Annotated in this window: 17 protein-coding genes; 11 read left to right on the forward strand and 6 right to left on the reverse strand. The window is 71.3% G+C overall.

Annotation, left to right across the window (positions count from 1 at the left end; all coding sequences use genetic code 11):
- Positions 1-2: 2 nt before the first annotated feature.
- A complete protein-coding gene (locus VGX25_RS20375) occupies positions 3-1,145 on the reverse strand; it encodes a Rieske 2Fe-2S domain-containing protein (RefSeq protein WP_326919428.1) in 1,143 nt (380 codons plus the stop codon).
- Complete coding sequence (gene kstD, locus VGX25_RS20380) at positions 1,142-2,794, reverse strand: 3-oxosteroid 1-dehydrogenase (RefSeq protein ID WP_326919429.1); 1,653 nt, start codon at positions 2,792-2,794, stop codon at positions 1,142-1,144. Before kstD ends, VGX25_RS20375 begins: the two co-directional genes overlap by 4 nt.
- Before the next feature lie 69 nt (positions 2,795-2,863).
- Here kstD and VGX25_RS20385 point away from each other — a divergent pair, with 69 nt between their 5' ends.
- From VGX25_RS20385 to dmpG, 4 genes are read left to right on the forward strand one after another with little or no spacing between them, the layout of a single operon-like run.
- On the forward strand, positions 2,864-4,441 hold the full coding sequence (locus tag VGX25_RS20385) for an FAD-binding protein (protein WP_326919430.1): 1,578 nt from the start codon (positions 2,864-2,866) through the stop codon (positions 4,439-4,441).
- A gap of 46 nt (positions 4,442-4,487) precedes the next feature.
- Entirely contained in the window at positions 4,488-5,288 is an 801-nt protein-coding gene (locus VGX25_RS20390; protein WP_326919431.1) for a 2-keto-4-pentenoate hydratase, read from the forward strand.
- The gene (locus tag VGX25_RS20395) at positions 5,285-6,172 is read left to right on the forward strand and encodes an acetaldehyde dehydrogenase (acetylating) (protein WP_326919432.1); all 888 of its coding nucleotides are present in this window, start codon (positions 5,285-5,287) and stop codon (positions 6,170-6,172) included. Before VGX25_RS20390 ends, VGX25_RS20395 begins: the two co-directional genes overlap by 4 nt.
- Positions 6,150-7,199, forward strand: coding sequence for a 4-hydroxy-2-oxovalerate aldolase (gene dmpG, locus VGX25_RS20400; protein ID WP_326919433.1), 1,050 nt, complete (start codon positions 6,150-6,152; stop codon positions 7,197-7,199). Before VGX25_RS20395 ends, dmpG begins: the two co-directional genes overlap by 23 nt.
- Here the strand turns inward: dmpG and VGX25_RS20405 are convergent.
- Together VGX25_RS20405 and VGX25_RS20410 are read right to left on the reverse strand one after the other, a co-directional pair.
- Positions 7,166-7,321 carry a hypothetical protein gene (locus VGX25_RS20405; RefSeq protein WP_326919434.1) on the reverse strand — a complete coding sequence of 52 codons (156 nt, stop codon included), beginning with the start codon at positions 7,319-7,321 and terminating at the stop codon, positions 7,166-7,168. The two genes, dmpG and VGX25_RS20405, sit on opposite strands and share 34 nt — an antisense overlap.
- A gap of 178 nt (positions 7,322-7,499) precedes the next feature.
- A complete protein-coding gene (locus tag VGX25_RS20410; RefSeq protein WP_326919435.1) occupies positions 7,500-7,844 on the reverse strand; it encodes a hypothetical protein in 345 nt (114 codons plus the stop codon).
- A gap of 154 nt (positions 7,845-7,998) precedes the next feature.
- On the opposite strand from VGX25_RS20410, the gene hsaA reads away from it, so the two are divergent.
- From hsaA to VGX25_RS20435, 5 genes are read left to right on the forward strand one after another with little or no spacing between them, the layout of a single operon-like run.
- Entirely contained in the window at positions 7,999-9,162 is a 1,164-nt protein-coding gene (hsaA, locus tag VGX25_RS20415) for a 3-hydroxy-9,10-secoandrosta-1,3,5(10)-triene-9,17-dione monooxygenase oxygenase subunit (protein ID WP_326919436.1), read from the forward strand.
- On the forward strand, positions 9,149-9,988 hold the full coding sequence (hsaD, locus tag VGX25_RS20420) for a 4,5:9,10-diseco-3-hydroxy-5,9,17-trioxoandrosta-1(10),2-diene-4-oate hydrolase (RefSeq protein WP_326919437.1): 840 nt from the start codon (positions 9,149-9,151) through the stop codon (positions 9,986-9,988). Before hsaA ends, hsaD begins: the two co-directional genes overlap by 14 nt.
- Positions 9,988-10,890: an iron-dependent extradiol dioxygenase HsaC gene (hsaC, locus tag VGX25_RS20425; protein WP_326919450.1), complete on the forward strand. Its 903-nt coding sequence runs from the start codon at positions 9,988-9,990 to the stop codon at positions 10,888-10,890. The genes hsaD and hsaC overlap by 1 nt, the downstream gene beginning before the upstream one ends.
- Positions 10,887-11,435, forward strand: coding sequence for a 3-hydroxy-9,10-secoandrosta-1,3,5(10)-triene-9,17-dione monooxygenase reductase subunit (gene hsaB, locus VGX25_RS20430; RefSeq protein ID WP_326919438.1), 549 nt, complete (start codon positions 10,887-10,889; stop codon positions 11,433-11,435). The genes hsaC and hsaB overlap by 4 nt, the downstream gene beginning before the upstream one ends.
- A 55-nt stretch (positions 11,436-11,490) precedes the next feature.
- Positions 11,491-12,150, forward strand: coding sequence for a transcriptional regulator (locus tag VGX25_RS20435; RefSeq protein ID WP_326919439.1), 660 nt, complete (start codon positions 11,491-11,493; stop codon positions 12,148-12,150).
- Between the two features lie 118 nt (positions 12,151-12,268).
- Here VGX25_RS20435 and VGX25_RS20440 read toward each other — a convergent pair whose 3' ends face one another.
- Positions 12,269-14,344 carry a diguanylate cyclase gene (locus tag VGX25_RS20440; RefSeq protein ID WP_326919440.1) on the reverse strand — a complete coding sequence of 692 codons (2,076 nt, stop codon included), beginning with the start codon at positions 14,342-14,344 and terminating at the stop codon, positions 12,269-12,271.
- Positions 14,345-14,486: 142 nt separating this feature from the next.
- Here VGX25_RS20440 and VGX25_RS20445 point away from each other — a divergent pair, with 142 nt between their 5' ends.
- The gene (locus VGX25_RS20445) at positions 14,487-16,376 is read left to right on the forward strand and encodes a Na+/H+ antiporter NhaA (protein ID WP_326919441.1); all 1,890 of its coding nucleotides are present in this window, start codon (positions 14,487-14,489) and stop codon (positions 16,374-16,376) included.
- Positions 16,373-17,581 carry a cysteine desulfurase-like protein gene (locus tag VGX25_RS20450; RefSeq protein WP_326919442.1) on the forward strand — a complete coding sequence of 403 codons (1,209 nt, stop codon included), beginning with the start codon at positions 16,373-16,375 and terminating at the stop codon, positions 17,579-17,581. The genes VGX25_RS20445 and VGX25_RS20450 overlap by 4 nt, the downstream gene beginning before the upstream one ends.
- Here the strand turns inward: VGX25_RS20450 and VGX25_RS20455 are convergent.
- A partial coding sequence (locus VGX25_RS20455; RefSeq protein ID WP_326919443.1) for an acyl-CoA dehydrogenase family protein occupies positions 17,572-18,108 on the reverse strand: 537 nt, incomplete at its 5' end. The genes VGX25_RS20450 and VGX25_RS20455 overlap by 10 nt on opposite strands.

An 18,108-nucleotide genomic window follows, 5' to 3' on the forward strand; every position in this document is an offset into this window, starting at 1 on the left:
ACTCAGACCCCGGCTTCCTCTTCCGCCTTGCGCCGAGCCAGGTTCTCCGCGACCTCCCGCTCCCACACCTCGTTCGCCCGCGTGGTGTCCACTTCGAACTCGAAGCGGCGGGTCATGTCCTCGGTGACGTCCTCGACGTCCACGTAGAACTGCTCGTACCAGCGCCGCAGCTGGTACACCGGCCCGTCCTCCTCGCACAGCAGCGGGTTGTCGATCCTGGTCTTGTTCCGCCAGATCTCCACGTCCTGCAGGAAGCCCACGCCGAAGCTCTTGGCCAGCTTGCCGGCCACCTTGTCCGCCTTCTCCTTGGGCAGGCCGGGCAGCTTCTTGACGCTGACCCCCCATTGCAGCACGAAGGAGTCCGCGGTCACCGGGTAGTGGCAGTTGATCAGCACGGTCTCGATGACCGTGCCGCCGAAGTCCTGCCACAGGTCGTTGATCATGTATGACGGACCGTAGTAGGAGGCCTCGGAGCGCAGCGTCATGCCCTCGACGCTGTAGCTCGACCCGACGTTGACGTCCGGCCGCGCCCGCGAGGTGAGGTACTGCGTGGCGACGTGGCCCTCGAAGACGTTCTTGAAGAAGGTCGGGAACGCGAAGTGGATGTAGTAGAAGTGGGCCATGTCGACCATGTTGTCGATGATCTCCCGGCAGTTGGAGCCGTCGATCCGCACGGTGTCCCAGGTCCAGTCGCTCCACTCGTCGGACGATGCGCCCTTGGTCTCCGGGATCTCCACGTGCTCGGGCGGCGGGTTGCCCTGCGGGTCGTGCCACACGAACAGCTGCCCGTTGCGCTCGAGCGTGCGCCACGACCTGGTCCGGGCGCGCAGCGGAATCCGCTTGGCATAAGGGATCCCGACGCACCTGCCGGCGCCCGACCAGCGCCAGTCGTGGAACGGGCAGGCGATCGCGTCGCCTTTGACGGTGCCCTGGGACAGGTCGCCGCCCATGTGCCGGCAGTACGCGTCCAGCACGTTGAGCCGGCCGTCCTCGGTGGCAAACACGACCAGCTTGGTGCCGAACGCCTCCACCGCGTGCGGCTGGCCGTCCCGGAACGTGCGCGCCAACCCGAGGCAGTGCCACCCGCGAGCGAACCGGGTCGGCGGCGCGCCGACGTCAATTGTGCGGACCCCCGCCGTCGTCATGTGATCCCTCCAATGTCGAGCGCCGCGAGGTAGCCGAAGACCATCGCCGGGCCGAGCGTCGCACCGGGACCGGCGTAGGTCCGGCCCATGACCGGGGCGGCGGCGTTTCCCGCGGCGTACAGTCCCTCGATCACGCTGCCGTCCGCGCGCAGCACCCGGGCGCGGGTGTCGGTGCGCAGCCCGCCCTTGGTGCCGAGATCCCCCGGCACGATCCGGATCGCGTAGAACGGCGCGCGATCGAGCGGGCCGAGGCAGGGGTTGGGCCGGTTGCGTGGATCCCCGTAGTAGCGGTCGTACGCGCTCTGCCCGCGCCGGAAGTCTTCGTCGATTCCGTGGCGCGCGAACGTGTTGAACCGGTCGACCGTGGCCCGCAGCGCTTCCGGCGGCGCCCCGACGGCCGCGGCCAGCTTTTCGACGGTGGCCGCCCGGTGCACCGCGCCGTGCCTGTACCACCGGCCGGGAAACGGTTGGCGCGGGCCGAGTCCGGCGAACACGTAGCGGTTGCGGTAGCGCTGGTCGGCGATCAGCCAGGCCGGGATGTGCGGGTCGTCCTCGGTGTGCCGGTCGTACATGGCGTGCACCGCGTCCACGTACGGCGCGGCCTCGTTGACGAACCGCCGGCCGGCCTGGTTCACCAGGATGCAGCCGGGCAGCGTGCGCTCGGCGAGGCAGAAGTAGGGCCCCCTCGGCAGCGAGATCGACGGTCCCCACCACGCGTCGTCCATCAGCTCGACCGCGGCGCCGAGACGCATGCCGGCCTCGATCCCGTCGCCGGTGTTCTCCGGCGCGCCCACCGTCCACTCGGTACCGATGGGCGGCCGCTGATACTCCTTGCGCATCCGCTCGTTGTGCTCGAACCCGCCCGCGGCCAGCACCACGCCGCGGCGCGCGCGGATGAGCGCCGGCGCGCCGTCGCGGGACACCTCCACGCCGGTCACCCGCCCGTCCTCGGTGTGCAGGTTCACCAGCGGCGTGTCGAGCCAGACCGAAACTCCGGCCCGAGCCAGCCCGACCCGCAGGCCGGCGGACAGCGCCTGCCCCATGGTCAGCAGCTCTCGCCGGCGCAGCAAGGAAACTGCCCGCCGGCCGGCCACCCGGGCGGTGCGCAGCAGCCCGCGCGGGTGCCGGGCCATCAGGTTCATCCACCGGTAGTCGGCCTGGGTGACGGCCATGCCGGTGGGCGCCTTGAGGTACGGCGGGTTCAGCACGGCCCGCTCCGCGCCGAGCACGTGCGCGTCCAGCGGCCGGGCCTCGATCGAGCGACCAATGGCCAGCCCGCCGGGCGCCTCCGGGTAGTAGTCGGAGTAGCCGGGCACCCAGCCGAACCGCAGCGGGGTGTTGGCCTGCACGAAGGAGATCATCGCCGGAGCGTTGTCCAGGAACGCCCGCCGGCGCGGCTCGTCGACCACGTCGCCGACGATGTGGGCGAGGTAGGCGCGCGCCTTCTCGGGGGTGTCCGGCACGCCCGCCGCGCGCAGCACCTCGTTGTTCGGCGCCCAGATCCCGCCGCCGGAACGGGCGGTGGAGCCGCCGAACGTGGCCGCCTTCTCCACGAGGACGGTGCGCAACCCGTGGCGTGCGGCGGTCAGCGCCGCCGTCATGCCGGCGGCCCCGGAGCCGACCACGACGACGTCGAACTCGCTGGTCATCGCACCTCCACATAGGCAATACTAGAACAGGTTATAGTTTGTGGCGACGCGGCGCTAGGAGGAGGTGCGGTGGACGACACCTGGAACGACCGGGCCGACGTCGTGGTGGTCGGCTTCGGTGGCGCCGGCGCGTGCGCCGCGATCGAGGCGGCCGGGAGCGGCGCCGACGTCCTCGTGCTCGACCGGTTCTCCGGCGGCGGCGCGACCGCGGTGTCCGGCGGGGTGGTCTACGCCGGCGGCGGCACGGCGATCCAGCGGGCGGCCGGCGTGGCGGACACGCCGGCGGCGATGTTCGACTACCTGCGGATGGAGGTCGGCGACGCGGTCTCGGCGCAGACCCTGCGCCGGTTCTGCGACGAGAGCGCCGGCATGATCGACTGGCTGGTGCGGCAGGGGGTTCCGTTCCACCCCAGCCTGTGCCCGTACAAGACCTCGTACCCGAACAACGAGTACTACCTGTACTACTCGGGCAGCGAGAACGCCTGGCCGTTCCGGGAATCCGCGGTGCCGGCGGCGCGCGGGCACCGGGCGCACGGGCCGGGAACCTCCGGACGGGTGCTGTTCGCCGGGCTGCGCGACGCGGCGCTGCGCGCGGGCGCGCGGGTGCTGACCCAGACGTCGGCGCGGCGGCTGGTCACCGACCAGGCCGGGCGGGTGGTCGGCGTGGAGTGCCGGTCGCTGGCCGGCGCGCCCGCGTCGATTCGCCGCCGGCACGCGATGCTGTACCGCTACGCGACCAAGCCAGGGCTGTACGCGCCGGCGCTGGGGCGGCGGCTGGCGAAACGGATCGAGGCGCTCGAGCGCCGGTACGGGCGGCCGTACCGGGTGGCCGCCGACCGCGGCGTCGTGCTGGCCGCGGGTGGCTTCATCACCAACCGCGCGATGCTGCGCGAGCACGCCCCGGCGTTCCGCGGCGGCCTGCCGCTCGGCACGCTCGGCGATGACGGCACCGGGATCCGGCTCGGGACGGCGGTGGGCGGGGTCGCCGACCGGCTGGGCAACGTCTCGGCGTGGCGGTTCCTCAACCCGCCGAGTGCGCTGCTCCGCGGCATCCTGGTCAACCAGGCCGGACGGCGGTTCGTCGACGAGTCCAGCTACGGGGCGGCGCTGGGTGACGCGATGATCCGCGAGCACGGCGGCCGGGCCTGGCTGCTGATCGACCGGCCGATCCTGCGCGCGGCGCGCCGCCAGCTGCGAACCGAAACCCTGTGGTTCCAACGAATGCAGGCGCGCTACCTGCTGGGGGTCGGCCGGGTGAGCGGCACGCTCGAGCAGGTGGCCCGGCGCGCGGGGATCGACGCCGGCGGGCTCCGGGCGACGGTCGCGGAGTACGGCCGGAACGGTCGCGACGCGTTCGGCAAGCATCCCGATCTGGTTTCACCGCTGGCCGAGGGGCCGTTCTCGCTGATCGACTGCTCGTCGCGGCCGCGGCTGGGCTACCCATGCCCGATGCTCACGCTCGGCGGCCTCGTCGTCGACGAGGACACCGGGCAGGTCCGCTCCGCGCTCGGTCCGCCGGTTCCCGGCCTGTACGCCGCCGGGCGCAACGCGGTCGGGATCTGCTCCAACTCCTACGTCAGCGGTCTGTCCATTGCGGACTGCGTGTTCTCCGGTCGGCGCGCCGGCCGGTCGGCCGCGGTCCGGTGACCCGGCACCCCAAAAGCGACCCATGACAATGGCCAACATTCCCGAGATGGAGGACACGGTGCTCACGGGCGAGCAGCGGATCGAGCTGGCACGGCGGTTGCGGATCGCCGAGCGGGATCGCGCGCCGATCGATCCGCCGGTCCTGATGTACCCGGAGCTCGACGCGGTGGACGCCTACCAGATCCAGCTGCTGAACATCTACCGGCGTGCGGGTCCGGTCGTCGGGCATAAGGTCGGCCTGTCCTCCAAGGCCATGCAGCAGATGATGGGCGTGGACGAGCCGGACTACGGGCACCTGCTCGCCGACATGCGGCTGTCGGAGTCCGTTCCGGTCGACCCGGGTCGGTACTGCTACCCGCGGGTCGAGGTGGAGGTCGCCTTCGTGCTGGGCGACGATTTGCCCGGCGACGGGTGCACCGAGCGGGACGTGCTGGACCGGACCGAGGCGCTGGCGCCGGCCATCGAGCTGATCGACAGCCGGATCGTGGGCTGGCGGATCAGCCTTGCCGACACGATCGCGGATAACGCCTCCTCGGCCGGCTTCGTGCTCGGCTCGGCCCGCATCCCACCGTCCGATATGGATATTCGCGAAATCGATGCGCGGTTGTGGCGCAACGGGTCGGTGGTGGCCGAAGGGCGGTCGGACGCGGTGCTGGGAGATCCGGCGATCGCCGTCGCCTGGCTGGCGCGCAAGGTCGCCGGGTTCGGGATTCGGCTGCGGGCGGGGCACATCGTGCTGCCCGGCTCCTGTACCCGGGCGATCGATGCCCGGCCGGGCGACGCGTTCCGCGCGGTGTTCACCGGTCTGGGGGAGGTTTCGCTGACGTTCGAAGGGAGTGCGCCGTGACCGTGTCGGCGGCGATCGTGGGGTCCGGGAACATCGGGACCGACCTGTTGTACAAGTTGCTGCGCTCCACGGTGATCGAGCCGCGCTGGATGGTGGGCATCGATCCGGCCAGCGACGGGCTCCGGCGGGCCGCCGCGCTGGGCCTGGAGACCACAGTGGACGGCGTGGACTGGCTGCTGGCCCGGGATCCGTTGCCGGATCTGGTGTTCGAGGCGACGTCGGCGTCCGTGCACCGGGCGAACGCGCCGCGGTACGCCGAGGCGGGAATCCGGGCGATCGACCTGACGCCGGCCGCGGTCGGGCCGTACGTCGTCCCCCCGGTGAACCTCGGCGCGCACGGGGACGCGGTGAACGTCAACCTGATCACCTGCGGCGGGCAGGCGACGATTCCGATCGTGCACGCGGTGTCGCGGGTGGCGCCGGTGAGCTACGCCGAGATCGTCGCCACGGTGTCCTCGGCCTCCGCCGGGCCGGGGACCAGGGCGAACATCGACGAGTTCACCCGAACGACCAGCCGGGGGATCGAGGTGGTCGGCGGCGCCGCGCGGGGCAAGGCGATCATCGTGCTGAACCCGGCGACCCCGCCCATGATCATGCGGGACACGGTGTTCTGTGCCGTCCCCGCCCCCGCCGACCTGGAGGAGGTGGGGAAGTCCGTGCTTCGGATGGTCGACGACGTGGCGGCGTACGTGCCTGGATACCGGCTGCTGTCCGAGCCGCAGTTCGACCCGGCCGGTCCGGACACCGTCCGCGTCGCGGTGTTCCTCGAGGTGGCGGGCGCCGGCGACTTCCTTCCGCCCTACGCCGGCAACCTGGACATCATGACCGCGGCCGCCGCCCGGGTCGGTGAGGAGGTTTCCGTTGCTGCCCAACACGTTCTCTGACACGCTCGACGTTCGCGTCACCGACACCTCGCTGCGCGACGGCTCGCATCACAAGCGGCACCAGTTCACCGCCGACGAGGCCCGGTCCATCGTGGCCGCGCTCGATGCGGCCGGCGTGCCGGTCATCGAGGTGACGCACGGCGACGGGCTTGGCGGCTCCTCGTTCACCTACGGGTTCAGCCGCACCCCCGAGCAGGAGCTGATCTCGATCGCGGTGGCGACGGCGCGGCGGGCGAGGATCGCGTTCCTGATGCTGCCCGGCGTGGGCGTGAAGGACGATATCCTGGTCGCGGCCGACAATGGGGCGTCGATCTGCCGGATCGCCACGCACTGCACCGAGGCCGACATCTCCGTGCAGCACTTCGGCCTTGCCCGCGACCGCGGCCTGGAGACCGTCGGCTTCCTGATGATGGCCCACTCCGTCGCCCCGGAGGTGCTGGCGCGCCAGGCCCGGATCATGGCCGACGCCGGCTGCCAGTGCGTCTACGTGGTCGACTCCGCCGGCGCGCTGGTGCTCGAGCAGGTCGCCGACCGGGTCTCCGCCCTGGTCGCCGAGCTGGGTCCGGACGCCACCGTCGGCTTCCACGGCCACGAGAACCTCGGCCTCGGCGTGGCCAACTCGATCGCCGCCGCTCGGGCCGGAGCCGTGCAGATCGACGGCAGCACCCGTCGCTTCGGCGCCGGCGCCGGCAACACCCCCGTCGAGGCCTTCGTCGGCGTCTGCGACAAGCTCGGCATCCGCACCGGCATCGACTTCTTCGCCATCGTCGACGCCGCCGAGGACGTCGTCCGCCCCACCATGCCCACCGAATGCCTGCTCGACCGAATGGCCTTGATCATGGGCTACACCGGCGTCTACTCCAGCTTCCTCCGCCACGCCTACACCCAGGCGGAGCGCTACGGCGTGTCCGGAGCCCAGATCCTCGCCCGTGCCGGAGAGCGGAAATTGGTTGGCGGCCAAGAGGATCAGCTCATCGACATCGCCCTAGAAATTCAACGGGAAGCCTCCAGCAGCTCGGTGATGTGAACCAGATCCGCGTTGATCTTCGCGAAGCCCTCGCGAATCTCGACTCGATAGTCGGAAACCTTGCGGTCGGCCTCCGTGGCGACAGTCTTGGCGGTCCACGAATCGCGGATCTTGTGGCGCATGAGGTTTTCCTACTCGACGACGCGACTGCGAAGGTCGTCAAGCTCGCTTCGGATCGCGTCTGGTTCCGTCATTTCATTCCTTCCTGATCGTAGGCGTGCACTTGCTACAGCCCGAGTTTGGCCGCAACGGGCTGGAGGGGTGCGCTGTGTGTCGAGGGAGAGATGCGACCTGGCGGAATCAGGTCTCGTCGTCAGGCCGGCCGATTGCGACGTTCAGACGCGCGATGATCTCGGCATGGCTAAGATTGATCTTGGTGAAGCCATCGTCGACCTTCGCCTCAAGCCTGTCGAAGCGCTCGTCGACCTTGGCGAATCGTTCGTCGACCTTCGCGAAGCGCTCGTCGATTGAGCGCCGGAAGCGGTCGAGACTTTCGGACATTCCGTTCAGCACATCGGTGTGGCGCATCAGCACACCGCGCCAGCCGGACACCTCCTGATCCGTGCCCTCGGCGAGGTTCTGGACATCGTCCATTCGCTCCTCCAGCCGGGTGATGCGCGCCCTGAGTTCGATCAGCTCGGTCATGGTTCCCCTCTCTGCCGCCTAGGGTAGGCGGCTCGTTGGGGCAAGCGTGAGGGGGTGAGCGGCGGAATCACCAAATCGGTTGTCCACAGGTTGTGCACAGGGTCGCTACCTGCTGGGGATCGACAGAAACGAGAACGTGTTCTAGTCTGGGGGCATGAGCGAGCAGGTCGTCGAGGCTGTGCGCGAGTTGCTGCCGGTGTTCCGGGAGCGGGCTCAGGAGACGGAGGATGCGCGGCGCATCTCGGAGGAGTCGATCAAGGCGCTGCAGCAGACCGGGTTCTTCAAGCTGTTGCAACCGAGCCGGTACGGCGGGCTGGAGTCGCATCCGGTCGACTTCTACCGGGCGGTGCGGCTGATCTCCAGTGCGTGCGGGTCGACCGGGTGGGTGGCGTCGGTGCTGGGGTGTCACCCGTGGCAACTCGGGCTGTTCGACGATCGGGCGCAGCGCGAGGTGTGGGGCGAGGACGACGACACCAGGGTCTCGTCGTCGTATGCACCGATGGGACGGGCCAAGCCGGTCGACGGCGGGTTCCGGTTCGGCGGGCGGTGGAGCTTCTCGTCCGGGTGCGACCATGCGACGTGGGTATTCCTCGGCGGGCTGGTGCTCGGCGAGGACGGGACGCCGACGGACTTCCGGACGTTCCTGTTGCCGCGCAACGACTATGAGATTGACGACGTGTGGGACACGATCGGGCTGCGGGGCACGGGGAGCAACGACATCATCGTCGACGACGTGTTCGTGCCGGACCACCGGACGTTGTCCTTCATGGACACCGGGAGATGCGTGTGTCCGGGGCAGGAGGTGAACACCGGGCCGCTGTACAAACTCCCGTTCGCCTCGGTGTTCTCCTGTTCGATCTCGGTGCCGGTGATCGGCATGGCGACCGGCGCCTACGAGGCCTACGTCAGCTACACGCGGGAGCGTGTCCGGGCGTCCACGGGCGGAAAGGCGAAGGAGGACTCCTTCAACCAGCTGCGGATCGCCGAGGCGGCCAGCAAGATCGACGCCGCGATCCTGCAGATCGAGCGGAACATCGACGAGGAGTACGAGCTGGCCAGCGCCGGCGAGAAGATTCCGTTCCCGCTCAGGATGCGGGTGCGGCGCGACCAGGTGAACGCGACGGGCGCGGCGATCTCCGCGGTGGACCGGCTGTTCGAGAGCGCGGGTGGCCGGGCGTTGAAGGTGGGCACGCCGATCCAGCGGTTCTGGCGCGACGCGCACGCCGGGCGGGTGCACGCGATCAACGACCCGGAGAAGGCGCTGGCCATGTTCGGCCAGGCCGAGCTCGGCCTGAGGGTTCAGGATGCCTGGATCTGACCACGCCGACGTCGGCGGATTCCGCTTGCACTACCACGAGGCCGGCGCCGGGCCGGCGGTGGTGATGCTGCACGGCGGCGGCCCCGGCGCCTCGGCGTGGAGCAACTTCGGCCGCAACCTGCCGGTGTTCGCCGAGAAGTTCCGTACGCTGCTGGTGGATCAGCCGGGGTTCGGCGACTCCGACAAGCCCGAGATCACCGGCCAGTACTTCACGTTCAGCGCCGACGCCCTGCTCGGTCTGCTGGACAAGCTTGGCATCGAACGCGCCCACCTGATCGGCAACTCGCTCGGCGGCGGCACCGCCGTGCGGTTCGCGCTCCGGCATCCGGATCGGTCGGGTCGGCTGGTGCTGATGGCGCCGGGCGGGCTGAGCCTGAACGTGTTCGCGCCCGATCCGACCGAGGGCATCAAGAAGCTCTACGCGTTCGCCGCGCCCCCGGGGCCGAGCAAGGAGAAGCTCGCGGAGTTTCTCCGTACCTTGGTGTTCGACCAGTCGCTGGTCACCGACGAGCTCGTCGACGAGCGCTTCCGGCACGCCAGCAACCCCGAGTCGTTGCGCGCCATGGCATCCATGGGTGCGAGCTTCACGAGGCCGGAGACCTTCGAGGAGGGCATGCTCTGGCGGGAGGCCTACCGGCTGCGGCAGCGGGTGCTGCTGATCTGGGGCCGGGAGGACCGGGTGAACCCGCTGGACGGCGCCCTCGCCGCGCTGAAACTCATACCCCGCGCGGAGCTGCACGTGTTCGGCCGATGTGGACACTGGGCACAGCTCGAGCGGTTCGACGAGTTCAACCGGCTCGCGGTGAGCTTCCTCGGAGGCCGATGATGGGCATCAGATCCCTTGCCTACCTGCGGATCGAGGCCACGGACGTCGGGAAGTGGCGGGAGTTCGGGCTCAAGGTGCTCGGCATGGTCGAGGGCAGGGGCGCCGACCCGGACGCGCTGTATCTGAGGATGGACGACTTCCCGGCCCGGCTGGTGATCCTGCCTGGCGAACGGGACCGGCTGGCCGCGGCCGGATGGGAGGTCGCCAACATGGGCGAGCTCGGTGAGATGTGCGGGCGGCTGGAGGCGGCCGGCGTGCCGTACAAGGAGGGCAGCTCGGCCGAGGCGGCCGATCGCCGGGTGACCGACCTGATCAAGGTCGAGGATCCGTCCGGCAACACGCTGGAGATCTTCCACGGCGCGGCGCTCGAGCACCGGCGCGTGGTCAGCCCGTACGGCCACCGGTTCGTCACCGAGGAGCAGGGCCTCGGCCACGTCGTACTGTCCACTCACGACGATGAGGCGGCCCTGCGCTTCTACCGGGACGTGCTCGGCTTCCGGCTGCGCGACTCGATGCGGCTGCCGCCCCAGCTCGTCGGGCGCCCGGCCGACGGCCCGCCCGCGTGGCTGCGGTTCTTCGGCTGCAACCCGCGCCACCACAGCCTGGCGTTCCTGCCGATGCCGACGCCGAGCGGGATCGTGCACCTCATGGTGGAGGTGGAGAACGCGGACGACGTCGGGCTGTGCCTCGATCGCGCCCTGCGCCGCAAGGTGCCGATGTCGGCCACGCTCGGCCGGCACGTCAACGACCTGATGATGTCGTTCTACATGAAGACCCCCGGCGGGTTCGACGTGGAGTTCGGCTGCGAGGGTCGCACGGTCGACGACGACCGGTGGATCGCCAGGGAGAGCACCGCGGTCAGCCTGTGGGGACACGACTTCAGCGTCGGCGCCCGGCAGTGATCACCCAGGCGATCGACCAGACCCGGTTCCGGGTGGAACTCGGCCACTTCTGCACGGGCGTGACGGTCGTGACCGCGTGCGACGGCGACGTCCCCGTGGGGTTCGCCTGCCAGTCGTTCGCCGCGCTGTCACTTGACCCGCCGCTGGTGTTGTTCTGCCCCGCCAAGCGATCCCGCACCTGGCCGATCATCGAGCGGGCCGGCTGCTTCGCCGTCAACGTGCTCACCTACGACCAGCGCTGGATCAGCACCGTGTTCGGGCGGTCCGGAGTGGACAAGTTCGCGGCCGTGGCCTGGACGCCCGCACCGTCCGGCGCCCCGGTGCTCGACGGCGTGCTCACCTGGATCGACTGTGCGGTCGAGACCGTGCACGACGCCGGGGACCACCACGTGGTGGTGGGTCGGGTCACCGCGCTCGGTGAGCACCGCGACGAGCGGCCGCTGCTGTTCTACCGCGGCGCCTACACCGCGACCGAGCCGGCCGAGCCGACGCCAGGAATCCTGGACAACCTCATCACCTGGTCGCGCTCCGACGACTGGATCTGACGCCCGTCGCTAGGCTGGGTTCGCCGTCCCGACACCATGAAGGAGCGCGAACCCCATGACCCGCTCGGCCAAGGAGCTGCTCGACAAGATCCGGCAGGAGCTCGCCCCGGAGGAGGGCGCGAACCGGTTCGTTCCCCTTGTCGCCGAGGGTAGAGCGCCGCTGTCGGCGATCGGCGCGCTGGCCGCGGAGGAGCAGCGGATCGTGGCCGGCGACTGGCGCAGCCTGCTCATGCTGGCCGCACGGGCCGAGGAGCCGGCCGCCCGCGGGTTCTTCAGCGGCCTTGCGCAGGGCGAGAGCCTGGCCCTGCCCATGCTCACCCCGCTGGCCGAGGCCGCCGGGTTCGACGAGGCGACGATCCGCGCCTACCGACCACAACCGGGCTGCCAGGCCTATTCCGCCTACGTCGCCTGGCTCGCGCTCAACGCCGAGCCGGCCGCGGCGGTGCTCGCCATGCTGGCCAACTTCGCCGCCTGGGGCGGGTACTGCGCCACGATGGGCCAGGCGCTGCGCCAGCACTACGGGTTCACCGACGAGGCGTGTGCCTTCTTCGACTTCTTCGCCACCCCGGTGCCCGAGCTCGAGGAGCAGGCGCTGGCCGCGGTCCAGGCCGGGCTGGACGCCGGCGTGCCGCTCGACGACGCCCGCGAGCACGGCCGGCTGCTGCAGGCCTACGAGCTGATGTTCTGGAACGCTCTTCCGCCTCTCCGGGATTAACTGCTGTCGTTACGTTCCAGCCGATGGTGCGGATGGCGGGTTGAATGTGGCTGGGTGCCGTCACGGTCCCCTGAGGTTCTGTTGGCAGGTCCAAGGCCTTACATTCCGGAGAGTCGGACTACGTGGCGGATGCCCACACCGGGTTGAGGGTGCCGATGCGGCCGGCCGAGTGGAGATCGAGGAAAAGGTCGACGACGTCGGGGTCGAACAGGGTGCCCCGGCCGCGGCGCAGCTCCTCGCGGGCCGCCTCGACGCACAGCGCCGTCCGGTACGGCCGGTCGGCGAGCAGGGCCGCCCACACGTCGCACACCGCGAGCACCCGCGCCTCGCGCCGGATCGCGTTGCCGGACAGCCGCAGCGGGTAACCGGTGCCGTCGTAGCGCTCGTGGTGCTGCCGGATCACCTGTGCCACCCCGGAGAACCCGGGAACCGTGCGGGCCAACCGGAATCCGTAGTCGGGGTGCTCGCGCATCAGCCGCCACTCGTCCTCGTCGAGCGGCGCCGGCTTGGTGAGGATCGACTCCGGAATGGCGATCTTGCCGATGTCGTGCAGCCGGCCGGCGAGCGCCGCGACGTGGACGGCCGGCTCGTCGTAGCCTAGCTCCACCGCAAGCAGCCGGGTCCAGCGGCCGATCGCGTCGCTGTGCCCCGAGCTGGACAGGCACACGTCGACCTGGTCGGCGACCCGGCACAGGTAGTCGACCATGGCGGGGTCGCCCTCGCCCGCGTCGGGCAACGGCGGGCCGACGACGGCCCGGTCCGCCCCGGCGGCCTTGGCGGCGTACAGCGACCGGTCCGCCGCCGCGATCACCTCGGCCGGGTCGGCCCCGTGCTGTGGGTAGCAGGCCGCCCCGACCGACACGGTCGACGCGATCCACCCGGTCTCGGTCACCGTGATCGGGCTGCTGGCCACGCTGTCCCGCAGCCGCTGGGCGATGTGCGGCAGCTCGGTCGGACCCGCGTCGGGCACAAGCAGCGCGAACTCCTCGCCGCCGTAGCGGGCCAGCACGTCCCCGGCCCGCGCCGCGGCGCGCAGCCGGTTCGCGATCTCGATCAGTGCCCGGTCGCCTGCGGGGTGGCCGTACCGGTCGTTGATCGACTTGAACCGGTCGACGTCGGCGATGAACACGGCCATCGAGCCGCCGGCCCGGCGGGCGCGCTCGGCCTCGAGCGGCAGCTGCGCCTCGAAGAACCTCCTGGTGTGCAGGCCGGTAAGGCCGTCGGTGATGGCCAGCCGGCGCTGGTCGGCGACCAGGCCGGCCAGCCGCGCGATGGTCAGCGCGAACAGCACCGCGCAGGCCGCGGCGATCACCGGGATGTCGCGCAGCGAGCCGGTGGCGTACTGCACCAGCAGCGTCGCCGGGGCGACCAGCGCGGCGGCGCACAGGGCGGCGATCCGAACCGGGCCGAGCACGTGGTCGCGCACGGCGGACGGCTCGCCGAGCCGGGACATCGTCGGGTGCAACGCCGCCGCGCCCAGCGCGAGGTTGCCGGACAGCCAGATCGCGTCGATGAAGTTGCCGGTCTGGTAGGTCCCGCTGACCTGCTGCAGCATGTACACGGTGTCCGCGGTGAGGATCGCCACCAGGCTGGTGGTGAGCAGCGCGAAGGAGCCGGAGCGCCGGCCGCTGCCGAGGAACAGCCGCAGCGCGACGGCCAGCATCGCCAGGTCCATCACCGGATACGCCATCGTGGTGAGGGAGGCCAGCAGCGGCGCGTCGAGCCGTGCCTGCGGCCCGATGAGGTACAGCCAGGAGAGCATGGCCGCCACGACCGCCAGCATCGAGGCGTCCAGCAGGCTCGGCAGGTCCCGGCCGGGGGTGCGCCGGCGGATCAGCATCAGCAGCGCCACGACCACCGGCGGGTAGTGCGCGAGGTAGAGCAGGTCGGCCGCGGACGGGTACGCGGTCACCCCGAGCAGGTAATGCGAGATGTAGAAGGTGCAGTCGGCGGCGGAGTAGATCACCTGGCTGAGGCCCAGCAGCAGCCACGGCCGCTGCGGCCCGGTGCGCAGCACCGCCCAGAGCACGGCGACCGCGGCCGAGGTGCTCGTCAGGCAGTAGACCGCGACCCTGGCCGGGATGCCGGCGCCGTGCCGGGGAAGCGAGTAGTAGAGGACTACTGCCAGCAGCCCGGCCACGACATAGCCGAGCCAGGCCCTGCCCATTCCCGGGCGTGGGCCGTTCGAACCCATGGGCAAACCCCGCGATGTGGCTCTGTGTAATGGCGATCCGCGCTTTCCGTCATGGATCATGCCGCATGCCCCGGGTACGACGAAAGCGAGACCCGTTACTCCATTCGTGGGAATCGGGCTCACTGGTGATTGAATCCGCGACATGTCCGAACCCGAGGGCGCGGCGGCGCCGTACACCGGACGCACCGCGTGGGCGCGCAACGTGCAGACGCCGCTGCGGGCGTTCCTGCGCACCGAGACCGGCAGCGCGGCGGTGCTGCTCGGCGCCACGCTGGCCGCGCTGGCGTGGGTGAACCTGGCTCCGTCGTCCTATGAGACGGTCTGGACGACCCGCCTGTCGATCACGCTCGGGGACGCCGGCGTCGGGCTGGACCTGCGCCAGTGGGTCAACAGCGGGCTGATGACGTTCTTCTTCTTCGTCGTCGGGCTCGAGGCGCGCCGCGAGTTCGACATGGGCGAGCTGCGCGACCGGCGGCGGCTCACCCTACCGGTGGCCGCCGGCCTTGCCGGGATGCTGCTGCCGGTGCTGATCTACCTGATCGCCAACGCCGGGCAGCCGTCGGCCGTCGGCTGGGGGGTGGCGATGTCCACCGACACCGCCTTCGCGCTCGGCATGCTCGCGTTGGCCGGTCCGCGCTTCCCGGCCCGGCTGCGCGCCTACATCCTGACGATCACCGTGGTGGACGACTTCGTCGCGCTCGTCGTGATCGCCACCGCGTACAGCGAGCACGTCTCGGTGCCGCCGCTGGTGGTCGCGCTCGCGATCTTCGCGGTGATCCTGGCCGCGCGCGCCGTGCCGGTGCCGTACGGCCAGCTGTACTTCGTGCTCGGCGCCGCCGCCTGGGTCGCGCTGGTCCACTCGGGAATCGAACCGATCGTCATCGGCCTGGCCATGGGCCTGCTGACCTATGCCTACCCGGCCAGCCGCACCGATCTGGAGCGGGCGTCGGACCTGTTCCGGCTGTTCCGCGAGCAGCCGACGCCGGAGCTGGCCCGCGAGGCACACCTCGGGATGCGCTCGGCGGTCTCCCCGAACGAGCGGCTGACCCTGCTGTACCACCCGTGGACCAGCTACGTGATCGTGCCACTGTTCGCGCTGTCCAACGCCGGGATCGCGATCAGCGGCGAGTTCCTGTCCCGCGCGCTCACCTCGCCGATCACGTGGGGTGTCGTGCTCGGCTACCTGATCGGCAAGCCGGTCGGCATCGCCGGCGCGTCGGCCCTGGTCACCGTGCTGAGCGGGGGACGGCTTCGGCCGCCGGTCGGCTGGGCCGCGGTGGCCGGCGCCGGAACGCTGGCCGGTATCGGTTTCACGGTGTCCCTGCTGATCGCGACGCTGGCGTTCGACGGCGAGGCGCTCGAGGAGGCCAAGCTCGGCATTCTCAGCGCGGCGCTGCTGGCCTCGGTGCTCACCTGGGTCGTGTCGCGGGCGACCGCGCTGCTGCCCAAGCCGCGGCGGGATCGCGCGCTGCTCGGCACGGCCGACCTGATCGTCGATCTCGCGGTGCCGGTGGACCCGGACCGCGACCACATCCGCGGCCCGCGGCAGGCGCCGATCACCGTGGTGGAGTACGGCGACTTCGAGTGCCCGTACTGCGGTCAGGCCGAGGACGTCGTGCGCGAGCTGCTCGCCGACTTCACCGACGTGCGCTACGTCTGGCGGCACCTGCCGCTGTCGGACGTGCACCCGGACGCCCAGCTCGCCGCCGAGGCGTCCGAGGCCGCGGCGGCCCAGGGCAAGTTCTGGGAGATGCACGACCTGCTGTTCGAGCACCAGGACGCGCTGTCGGCCAAGCACCTGGTCCGGCACGCCGCGCGGATCGGTCTGGACGTCGACCGGTTCCGGGCGGACCTGCGCGAGCACGGCGGCGCCGGTCGGGTCGCCGAGGACGTCGACTCCGCCGACCTGAGCGGGGTGTCCGGCACGCCGACCTTCTTCATCAACGGCAAGCGCCACTACGGCGCGTTCGACGTCGAGGCGCTGTCGCGCGCGGTCCGGTCGGCACGGGCGCGTGCTGAGATGGCCTCATGACCGTAACCACTTCCTACGACGTCTCGGCCGTGCGCGCGCACTTTCCCGCGCTCGACGAGGGCGCCGCGCACTTCGACGGGCCTGGCGGATCCCAGACTCCCGACGTGGTGGCCGACGCGGTGGCCGGCACGCTGCGTGCGGCGATCGCCAACCGGGGCGTGCAGACCGCGGCCGAGCGGCGGGCCGACGGGATCGTCGGGCAGGCCCGGCGGGCCATGGCCGACCTGCTCGGCGCCACCCCCGACGGCATCGTGTTCGGCCGCAGCATGACCCAGCTCACCTACGACATCTCCCGCATGCTGGCCAAGACCTGGGGGTCCGGCGACGAGATCGTCGTCAGCGCGCTCGACCACGACGCGAACATCCGGCCGTGGGTGCAGGCGGCGGCCGCGCGCGACGTCACCGTGCGGTGGGCGGAGTTCGACCCGGCGACCGGGGAGCTGGCGGTGGAGGCGGTCGCGGGGCTGCTGTCCGAGCGCACCCGGCTGGTCGCCGTGACCGGGGCGTCCAACCTGCTCGGCACCCGGCCGGACGTGCCGGCGATCGCCGCGGCCGCACACGAGGCCGGCACGCTGGTCTACGTCGACGGCGTGCACCTCACCCCGCACGCCCGGGTCGACGTCGCCGAGCTTGGCGCGGACTTCTACGCGTGCTCGCCGTACAAGTTCCTCGGCCCGCACCTCGGCGCGCTCGCCGCGTCGCCGGCACTGCTGGAGTCCCTGCGGCCGGACAAGCTGCTGCCGATGACCGACGCCGTGCCGGAGCGCTTCGAGCTGGGCACGCTGCCCTACGAGCTGCTCGCCGGCACCACCGCCGCGGTCGACTTCCTGGCGGGTCTGTTGCCGGGCAACGGTTCCCGGCCGGATCGGCTGGATGCATCGATGCGTGCCATGGAGGAGCACGAGACCGCGCTGCGGGTCCGGCTGGAGGCGGGCCTCGCGGCCATTCCCGGCGTGACCCTGCACGGCTCGCCGGACCGGCCCCGCACGCCGACCGTGCTGTTCTCCGTCGACGGCCTCGCTCCGGAGACGGTGTACGCGCGGCTGGCCCGCGCCGGCGTCAACGCCCCGGCCGGCAGCTTCTACGCCCCCGAGTGCGCCCGCCGGCTCGGCCTCGGCGACGCGGGCGCGGTGCGGGCCGGGATCGCGCCGTACACCGACGAGTCCGATGTGGACAGACTGGTGACCGGAGTGGCTCAGTTGTAGGCGAGCCGGGCGAGGTGCTCGTGCGGCTGCCCGAACAGCTGGGCGCTGCCGTGCGCGCGCTTGAGGTACAGGTGCGCGTCGTGCTCCCAGGTGATCGCGATCCCGCCGTGCAGCTGGATCAGCTCCGCGGCCACCGAGCACAGCGCCTCGGAGCAGTAGGCCTTGGCCACGGCCGCGGCCTCCGGAAGGTCCTCGGCTGCGGCGGACACGGCGGCCTGCGCGGCGGACTCGGCGGTCTCGACCAGGACGTACATGTCGGCCATCCGGTGCTTGAGCGCCTGGAAGCTGCCGATCGGCCGACCGAACTGCACCCGGGTGCGGGTGTGCTCCACGGTCAGCTCGAGGCACCGCCGGGCCGTGCCCACCTGCTCGGCGGCCAGCGCGGCGCAGGCCACGTCCCGGACGTGCGCCAGGCCGCCGCCGGGGCCGAGCCGCCGCCCGCGCGCCCCGGCCAACCGGACGGTGGCCAGCCGGCGGGTGAGGTCCATGGCCGGCGCCGGCGCGCGCCGAACGCCCGGCTGGCCGGG

The sequence above is a fragment of the Actinophytocola sp. genome (assembly GCF_035942955.1).
In the GTDB taxonomy this organism is placed as follows: domain Bacteria; phylum Actinomycetota; class Actinomycetes; order Mycobacteriales; family Pseudonocardiaceae; genus DASYTH01.